Here is a 1,170-nt window from a genome sequence, read left to right as displayed (position 1 = left end):
CGGCCGAGACCGTCGCGCTACGGACGGCCGCGTGCGCGGCCTGCGGGCGAGCCTCGGGCAGGCGCTCGTCGCGCTCCGCCCAGCCGCCGCCGATGAAGCTCTTGAAGCCCTCGGACCCCGGCGTGGTCGAACGGTTCGCGTTCCGGCCGGTCTCCTCGGCAGTGGTCTCGTCGGTAGGGGCCTCGTGGGCCGTCGCGGTCGCGTCGCCGGTGTTCGTCATGGTCTCCATTCTCGCACCGCCTCGTCGCCGCTGCGGTCGGAGCAGGATCACCCGCCGGCCCGGGAGAGGGTCGCGACGATCGGCCGATGATCGCTGCCCGCGTCGTCGAGCGCGTCGAGCACCCGGAACGAGTCGACCGACCAGCCGGGCGTCGCCAGCACGTGGTCGATGGGGCTGCCGAGGATCTCGGGCAGGCTCGTCGGCCAGGTGCCGATGCCGCCCGCGCCGCCCGCCGTCGCGGCATCCGCGCACCGGCCGAGGTCGCCGCCGTCGACGCCGCGACCGGCGAAGTGGTCGACCGTCGCGTTGAAGTCGCCCGCCATGATGACGTCGTCGCCCGCGCACTGCTCGGCCAGCCAGTCGAGGTCGCTCCGCCAGTTGCGCAGCTCCCACCGGATCGGCGCGACCGCGTGGACGGCGATGATCCTCGGGCCGTCGCCGTTCGTCGGCTCGGCGACGACCGACGGCAGCGTGTTGGTGTTGCCGGGCGGACCCGGCCACGGGTCGTTCACCACGTCGTAGTCGCCGAGCTCGGGGGAGATCAGGATCGTCGTGGACCGCGCCTTGGCGACCTCGTCGAAGGACTGCGTGTGCACCCACATCGGTCGACCGCCCTCGCGCATCGCGATCGCGACCTCCTCGCCGAGCGACGCGGTCGTCTCCGGCAGCACGACGACGTCGGCCTCCTGCTCGAGCGCGAGGCCCGCGATCGTCGACGCGTCGGGGACCTCGCCGAGCGTGTTCCACGAGAGCACCGTGACCGAATCGCTCGCCGCGACCGCCTCGCCGCCGCTCAGCCCGCGCGCGGCGAGGATTCCGAGGTTGCCGAGCGCGAACAGCACGAGGATCGCCGTCACCGCCGACAGGAGGCGTCGCCCGGGCCCGAGGAGCAGGGCGATCGCGAGCACGGCGGCGAGGAGCCCGGCGCCCGCCGCGGCGACCCCCCGCAG

Annotated in this window: 1 protein-coding gene and 1 pseudogene; both read right to left on the bottom strand. The window is 74.4% G+C overall.

Going from position 1 to position 1,170, the window contains the following annotated elements; genetic code table 11:
• A pseudogene (locus ESO86_RS17310) lies at positions 1-220 on the bottom strand (aminopeptidase P family protein); the annotation flags it as partial.
• Positions 221-267: 47 nt separating this feature from the next.
• The coding region (locus ESO86_RS17305; RefSeq protein ID WP_165308308.1) for an endonuclease/exonuclease/phosphatase family protein at positions 268-1,170 on the bottom strand (903 nt) is incomplete at its 5' end.

Source organism: Agromyces binzhouensis, from assembly GCF_004135055.1.
Taxonomy (GTDB): Bacteria; Actinomycetota; Actinomycetes; order Actinomycetales; family Microbacteriaceae; genus Agromyces; species Agromyces binzhouensis.
This window is presented reverse-complemented; position numbering and strand designations above follow the sequence as displayed.